This is a genomic window from uncultured Murdochiella sp., assembly GCF_902488755.1.
Lineage (GTDB): Bacteria > Bacillota > Clostridia > Tissierellales > Peptoniphilaceae > Murdochiella.
The window spans coordinates 1-7,422 of sequence record NZ_CABTXF010000054.1 but is presented as its reverse complement, the minus strand read 5'-3'; the positions used below and the strand labels follow the sequence as shown (position 1 = coordinate 7,422).

Genomic DNA, 7,422 nt, shown 5'->3' with positions numbered 1-7,422 from the left:
TTCGCTACCAGTTTTGCGGTAATCGGTTCGCGTCCGCTGGTCTTTCGGTCTTGACGGGCATACCCGTAATACGGCATAACGAGATTAATATGGCTAACCGAAGCGCGCTCAAAGGCATCGGCGCAAATAAGGGCTTCCATAAGATGATCGTTGACCGGTTCCGATGTCGGCTGAATCAGAAAAACATCATAACCGCGCACGGTCTCGTTAATTTTGACGTTGATTTCGCCGTCTGCAAAATGACCAACCTTCATGTCGCCAAGCGGCAAGCCCAACTCGCGACAAATTGCCTGCGCTAACGGAAGATTGGCGTTTCCCGAAAAAACCTTCATTCCCACACGTTCCATAGATCCCCCTTTGTCCTCTTCGTGTCTCCACGAACCTCGCCTGCAGAACGGTTACCGAAGCTGTCCTTTTGCTTTTCGGTGTACCGCCATGCGAAAAGCTACAGCAAGCCTTTTTCTCTTCTTCGGGCCACATAGCCCGCAATGCTTCTCTGTTCCGCGCGCTCCACAGCTAAAGCGCCCTTATCCACCGTTTTGGTAATCGTTGAACCGGCAGCGATAAAGCTGTCCTCCTGCAACTCCACCGGAGCCACCAAATTGGCGTTAGATCCGATGAAGGCATTATCTCCCACGGTAGCTTTGTGTTTGTTTTTTCCATCATAGTTGCAGAAGATGACACCACAGGAAATATTCACATTCTTCCCGACTTCTGCGTCGCCGATATAGGCAAGATGTCCCGCTTTGGTTCCTTCCCCCAAACTGGCCTTCTTCACTTCAACGAAATTACCGATGTGTACATGTTCCCCGATGAACGCATGCGGACGCAAATGCGAGAACGGTCCAATGTTAGACGCTTTTTTCATCACCGACTCTTCAATAATGGAAGAACGTATCGTCACTTCCTCCTCAATGGTCGAATCGATAATCTCTGAACCCTCGGTGATGACACAACGTTCGCCGATGACGGTCTCTCCCATGATGCGTACGGTTCCGCGAAGCCATGTTCCTTTTCCTATCACTGCTTCGGGGGCGATGCGTGTTAGAGTCGGTTCGTCAATGCGCACACCTTTCTCCATCCAATCGTAACAAATTTGCTGGGCAAGATGCTTTTCTGCAAGTTGCAGCGTTAAAAAGGAATGGACAACGGGGATATCGAGGAAAAGTTCCTCCACTACCGAATCCGCTTCATCGGGCGTAACAACATCCGTCCAAGCATCAAAAAAAGCATCAAAATCCGCTGAAAAGGCATCGCATAAAAGCGCTCTTTCCTTCTCCTGAACCTTGATCGCCGCAGGCATCCCATCGTAATCCGTCAACAGACGCTGTTCATCGCTATAAAAGCGATAAAGCATCGCTTCATCCAGACCGGCAGCCGCTTCACTCACGACAAGCAATTCCTCCGAACACGTGTTAAGTCCGTCCTGAAGGACTGTCCAGGACGGACTTGCTGCCGCTCGTTCAACCAGTTCGCGAATAGGATGTCCCAAAATCCACGTTTGCTTTTCCTCTGCGCGATGTGCGTTTAGAAACGAGGAAGGTAAAATCAAAATCGATGGCATACTCTCTCCTTAGAATCACCATAAAATCAAGATTATTATACACAAACGCCGAACGGAAACCAACCGACGGACAAGCTCTTCTATGGTATAATACCGACTTGAGTAATCGCAAGGAGGAGAAATGTTTCAGTTTACTTTAGAGCCTACGCAAATTAAAAATGTCCATTTTATCGGTATCGGCGGTGTCAGTATGTCGGGAATTGCTGAACTTCTTCATGACAAAGGGTTTACCGTGACCGGTTCGGATATTCGTGACAATAAATATGTACGTCATTTAGAATCTGTAGGCATTCCCGTAATCATCGGACAAAAAGCGGAAAATATCACCCATCAGGAACTGTTCGTTTATACAGATGCCATCCTCCCCACGAACCCGGAATTACAGGCCGCTATTGCCACACGAAAACCTTGCGTGACGCGCGGACAATTTTTAGGTGCTTTAATGCAGAATTTCCCGGCTTCCATTGCCGTGTCCGGCTCGCACGGAAAATCCACCACTACATCGATGATTTCCGATATTCTTATTCGCACGGAAGAGTCCCCCACGATTCTATTGGGTGGCACGCTGGATGAAATTGGTGGGAATGTTCTTTCCGGAGATGGGCCGTTCTTCCTGGCAGAAGCCTGTGAATACAAAGGGAATATCCGCTATTACTATCCTCAGATTGCCATTGTTCTCAACGTCGATGAAGACCATCTCGATTATTACAAAGATATGGATGATATTGTCAGTGCTTTTGAAGGCTATATGGAGAACATCCGTCCCAACGGCGTGGCAATTATCAACGCGGACGATCCGCATTCCGCAACACTGCCCGCGCATGTCCACGGACGCGCGGTTACGTTTGGAATCGCCTCCTCTGACGCCGACTATCAGGTAACAGACATTTCCTTTGATGAAGTGGGTCATCCGGCGTTTACGCTGCATTTTCCGGATGGCACAACCGAACGGTACCAGCTTGGTATTATTGGTCGATTCAACATTTACAATGCGGTTGCCTCGATTATCGCCTGTGATATCACCCATATTGATCGAAAGATTATTAAACAAGGCATTGAAGAATATCGCCCGTTGCATCGCCGTATGGAATATGTAGGTGATTTTTGCGGTGCGCGTGTGCTTACCGATTATGGTCACCATCCGGTCGAAATTCGATCCACCTTGCGTGCCTTAGCCGAGCATAAAACCAACAAACTCTGGTGTGTTTTCCAACCCTATACGATTTCTCGGACGAAAACGCTTATGGATGATTTTGCTACTGCCTTTTGTGATGCGGATGAATCCGTCATCACTGCGATTCAAGTGGCACGCGAAATCGACACCGGTGAAGTGACCGGCGAGCACCTCGTTCAACGCATCTGCGCACATGGCGACAAAGCAGTTTTTCAGGAGACGTTTTCGGACGTATGCCACTACTTAAAAGATCGGGTGGAAAAAGAAGATATTATTCTGACCACCGGCTGCGGGAACGTGGATGAATTAGCCGAAATGCTTGTTCACTATTAAACTTGTACAACGTTACGCATTTAGCTGTTCACGAAGCCGCATTACTTCGTTAAACAACTCATCCGAAAGATCATCGTACGATAGAATTTCCGCAATATCTTCTTGCGCCTTTGTAGTCTCCTGCCGGTCGGCATAGAGAATGGCGCGATTAAACAACAGGCGAAGCGCATCCGGATGCTCGGTTAAACCATCTGTAGCAACTTCGATCGCTTCTGCCACTTTATTCTGCGCATTAAGCGCATACACCAGACCGTTATAGGTATCTTCCAGCCTTCCTCCCTCAGCAAGTGCAGCGCGGAAGGCTTCTTCTGCAGCAGGAAAATTGCCAGTGTTTTGGTACACGATGCCCAAATAGTAGTCCGCATCATATCGCCTGCTTTCCGCCTTGGCCTTCATCAACGCCTCACGAGCTCGGTCATAATCGGCACGACGCAGATAATAGATGGCGTCTTCCATTGCCGCGTCAGGGGCTATGCGCGTTATGTTTTGGCGCAGTTCTTGTTTCATCGTTTCTCTTTCACAATGCGCTAAGGCACGGGAATAATACGCCGTCGCTTTGAGATATTGCCCCATTTGTTCCTGAAGCTCGCCCAACGCCGTATTGGCAGGAACGTGTGTCTCTTCTTGAGCAAGCACCTGTTCGAGCAAATGGTTCGCTTCCGTAAGAAAAGCCGGCTTCGGATTACTTTGCCAAAGCAAACGGGCATACTGCACCGCAGCAACCGGTTCCTTCGGATTCAAGAGATGCGCGCCACGGAAAGAGAGAAGAGCCGCTTCCCATTCTTCGCGAATCCTTTGTTCGCTTTCCTGTGCTTCGTTCCCCTGTTCTTGGACAGAATTCTGCGCCTTTTCGTGTTCTTCTTTTAAGGTATACGCCTTCTGCACGTGTTCCATGCCTAAATGCAGGGCATATCCGACGGCATCCTGAACCGCCTCACTCAAAAACGTACGATATACGGAAGCATAGCGAAAATCAGGGTCAATTGCGAGCATCCATACCATTCCGTTCAAAATAGCACGCATGGGGATTTCCTGATCAAATTGCTCTTCTACCCCCTCCAAAAAATCGCGCAAACGAATGGGAATCGGTATGCCGATAAGAGAAGACGGCACTGAATTTGCCTGTTCCTTTAATTCAATAAACGCAACGCATGTATTTTGGGCACGAAAATACTCCTCAATACGCACAGAATCCGATTCCTGTTCCTGGCGACAAGCGCATTCCGTCGGATGATGGTGCTCTGAACAACAGCAGTCTTCTCCATGGTGATGCCCCTGTTCATCACAGGAACTATGATTCTTTTTACAATCGCATTCGTGATGTGTCATGTGTTCCTCCGGACAATTTGGTGAACTGTTTTGGATTCCTTCTTACTTCCGATAAAACTGATGATGGTATGCGCGCGATCTGGGCGTGGAAAAGTAGAGAATGCGGAACAAAATGCCCTTCGTTAATCCATAAGCCGCAAAAAAGAGCGCTTGCAAAGCAATGCTGCCAAAACCATTCAGCGTGATAAAGGACACCGAAAATAGCATCGGATAGAGCAGCAATGCTACTCCACTGCAGACAAGACTATAAAGAAGCAGGGGCTGCCAGTTATCTCTCCAAAATTCCAGCATGGACGAAAAGATTCGCGCAGAAGGCTCATGGGCAAGATAAACCACTTCAAAAAGCGGAGCGGTGAAAACCTTCCAAAGCAAGCCAATAAGCAACAACGACTGAGCAGGAAGAATTGGAGAAAGCACGCGAGAGGCAAAAAACTCAATGACAAAGAGCAAAAAGAATGCCTGCGTCAGAGGCGGAAAAAACGAACCGTCTATTCGCGTGAGGTCTTTTGGTTTCAGATTTTCTCGCGCAAAAAGCTCCGTCATAATTGTTGCAAAATGCGTCATAATAGCCATTTTAACGAGCCAAGCCAGAAAACCGCCTGCCAGAAAGCCAGCAGCTGCCGTCACCGGAGCTAAAATCCGCGACAAAAGCACATAAGCCAGTGCTGCTAAAAGCAGTGTCGGAAACGCTTTAATAAGGTTCTTCAAATCGTCTCGAAAAGTCGTATAGACGTTTTTGATGTCTTCCATCATTCCTCCTATTTCAATACCACATCCGTAGCCCCTGCGCCGCCTTCACGGGCATCGGCAAAAGCGAAAGAAACCACGCGGCGATCACTCTTTAGGCGTTCATGAATGCCCTTGCGAAGAGCGCCGGTTCCCTTGCCATGAATGAGTCGCACTTTATTGTACCCAGCCAGTACACAATCGTCTAAATATTTATCCACCCTTTGCATCGCGTCTTCAAAACGTTCGCCACGTAAATCTATATACGGTAATGAATTCTGCGACGTATTGACAGACACAAAGGACGAGGGGGCTTTGGGTGCCACAATGTGTTCCGCGTCTGCCACCCGTGCCAAATCGCGAACATTGGATTTTACAGAAAGGATTCCCATCTGTACCTTGACTTCCCCATTGCGGTCGGGGCCTTCGACTAAAACGCCGGCCTGATTGAGAGAAAGAATCTTCACGCTTTCGCCAATCTGCAGATTCTGCGGACCGGGACGGTTTGCATCCGCCTTCACTTTTTGGTGTTTTTTCTCAAAGTCCTTTGCCGATTCATGTACCTTATTATAGGCACGATCTAGTGCAGGGCGTTCCTCTTTTAATGCATATTTCGCGTCGCGAAGCATATTTTGCGCCGTTTCCCGTGCTTCTTTGATGATATCTTTGGCTTGTTGCTCCGCCTTCTGCATTCGCCGTTCGTATGCCTGCTGCGCCTGTTCCAGTTCCTGTTTCATGACCAGCAGTTTTTCCCGATAGGATTCTCGTTCACGACGAATCTGCAGGCGGTCCTCTTCCGATTCTTTACGGCTTTTTTCAATATCCTCCAACACATTCTCAAAACGCATAGTACCCTGATCGAGATAGCTGCGCGCTTCTGCTAAAATGGTTTCCGACAGACCTAACCGCTTGGAAATCTCAAATGCATTAGATCTTCCCGGTAAACCAATCCGTAATCGATACGTTGGAGAAAGCGTCTCTACATCAAACTCTACCGATGCATTTTGCACGCCTTCTTCGCGAATGGCGAAGAGCTTTAGCTCCGCATAATGCGTGGTCGCTACCGTGCGAATATCTCTATCGCGGAGTTTCTTTAGAATCGCCATAGCCATCGCAGCACCTTCTGTCGGATCCGTTCCGGAACCCAACTCGTCAAATAGCAACAGCGAATCCTGATCCGCGGACGAGAGAATGTGAACAATATTGGTCATGGATGCCGAGAACGTGGATAAGCTTTGCTCAATCGACTGCTTGTCTCCGATATCGGCATAAATGGACGAAAAAATGCCCATGGTCGACGGCGCACGAGCCGGAATCTGTAAGCCCGATTGTGCCATGGCCTGTAATAAGCCCAACGTCTTTAACGTAACCGTTTTTCCGCCTGTATTCGGACCCGTGATAATAAGCACTGTATAATCGTTTCCCAAACAAATATCAATTGGAACCACTTTTTTTCCCAGCAAAGGATGGCGCGCCTCCTGTATGGCGATGGAACGATCGGTAGAGAAACGCGGTTGCGAAGAACCGCTTTGTAAGGCATATTGTGCCTTGGCAAACGTAAAATCAAGGTGAATTAAAACCTGTTCGTTTTCGGCAAGTTCTTCTTCAAATTCTGCTGTTTCCTGCGAAAGAGCCGCTAAAATACGCTGAATTTCCTCTTGTTCCTCTCCTTCGAGCGCACGAATTTCATTGTTTAATTCTACGATTGCGAGGGGTTCGACAAATGCCGTCTGTCCGCTGCCGGAGGAGTCATGTACAACCCCCTTTACCTGATTGCGATGTGCTGCTTTCACAGGCAAAACGTAGCGTCCGTCTCGCATTGTAATGAGATTTTCATTCAGATATCCCGCCTGTGCCGCATCGGATAAAATGCTATTGAGGCGAATCTTAATTTGATCATTTTTTACCCTCAGCTTTTGCCGAATGGAATATAGGGTGCGGGAAGCGGTATCCGCCATAGAATCTTCGGTAAGAATCGCGTCAGAAATTTCCCTCTCTAACCCGTCTTGTAGAAGAAGACGATGTATAGCCTGCACCATCACCCCACCTTCGGCTTCCGCGACATAGTGTTGCAATTCGCGAGAAACGCGAAGGGAATCGGCAATGTGCAGAAGATCCCGCATGGTGAGCACCCCTCCCAGCGCAGCCCGTTTGAGCGCTGCACGTAGAGGATAAATACCAAAGAGCGGCGGATTGCCAAAGGCTAACAGAAGGCGCACGGCATCAGCCGTCTCTTCCTGCAACTGCAAAATACTCTCCCGATCGGTAGACGGCTTTAGCGCCAGTACACGATCAC

General features: G+C 48.5%; 6 protein-coding genes. 1 reads left to right on the top strand and 5 read right to left on the bottom strand.

The annotated features are described in order from the left end of the window. Both prs and RDL68_RS05660 read right to left on the bottom strand, forming a co-directional pair. Positions 1 to 347, bottom strand: a 347-nt coding sequence (prs, locus tag RDL68_RS05665) for a ribose-phosphate diphosphokinase (protein ID WP_308540710.1), incomplete at its 3' end; no start/stop codon positions are given. Positions 348 to 445: 98 nt separating this feature from the next. Next, on the bottom strand, positions 446 to 1,564 hold the full coding sequence (locus RDL68_RS05660) for a DapH/DapD/GlmU-related protein (protein ID WP_308540709.1): 1,119 nt from the start codon (positions 1,562 to 1,564) through the stop codon (positions 446 to 448). A gap of 121 nt (positions 1,565 to 1,685) precedes the next feature. Here RDL68_RS05660 and murC point away from each other — a divergent pair, with 121 nt between their 5' ends. Then, the gene (murC, locus tag RDL68_RS05655) at positions 1,686 to 3,071 is read left to right on the top strand and encodes a UDP-N-acetylmuramate--L-alanine ligase (protein ID WP_308540708.1); all 1,386 of its coding nucleotides are present in this window, start codon (positions 1,686 to 1,688) and stop codon (positions 3,069 to 3,071) included. 12 nt (positions 3,072 to 3,083) lie between these two features. On the opposite strand, the gene RDL68_RS05650 is transcribed toward murC, so the two are convergent. The 3 genes from RDL68_RS05650 to RDL68_RS05640 form a co-directional block, all read right to left on the bottom strand. After that, positions 3,084 to 4,400, bottom strand: coding sequence for a hypothetical protein (locus RDL68_RS05650; protein WP_308540707.1), 1,317 nt, complete (start codon positions 4,398 to 4,400; stop codon positions 3,084 to 3,086). A gap of 42 nt (positions 4,401 to 4,442) precedes the next feature. Then, positions 4,443 to 5,150 carry a hypothetical protein gene (locus RDL68_RS05645; protein WP_308540706.1) on the bottom strand — a complete coding sequence of 236 codons (708 nt, stop codon included), beginning with the start codon at positions 5,148 to 5,150 and terminating at the stop codon, positions 4,443 to 4,445. Positions 5,151 to 5,158: 8 nt separating this feature from the next. Further along, positions 5,159 to 7,422 (bottom strand): endonuclease MutS2 (locus tag RDL68_RS05640; protein WP_308540705.1); only part of this gene is annotated, 2,264 nt, incomplete at its 5' end.

What these genes read in the sequence shown, in the direction of transcription:
- RDL68_RS05660 (WP_308540709.1), bottom strand. Translation starts at nt 1,564, where the DNA reads ATGCCATCGATTTTGATTTTACCTTCCTCGTTTCTAAACGCACATCGC.
- murC (WP_308540708.1), top strand. Translation starts at nt 1,686, where the DNA reads ATGTTTCAGTTTACTTTAGAGCCTACGCAAATTAAAAATGTCCATTTT.
- RDL68_RS05645 (WP_308540706.1), bottom strand. Translation starts at nt 5,150, where the DNA reads ATGGAAGACATCAAAAACGTCTATACGACTTTTCGAGACGATTTGAAG.
- RDL68_RS05650 (WP_308540707.1), bottom strand. Translation starts at nt 4,400, where the DNA reads ATGACACATCACGAATGCGATTGTAAAAAGAATCATAGTTCCTGTGAT.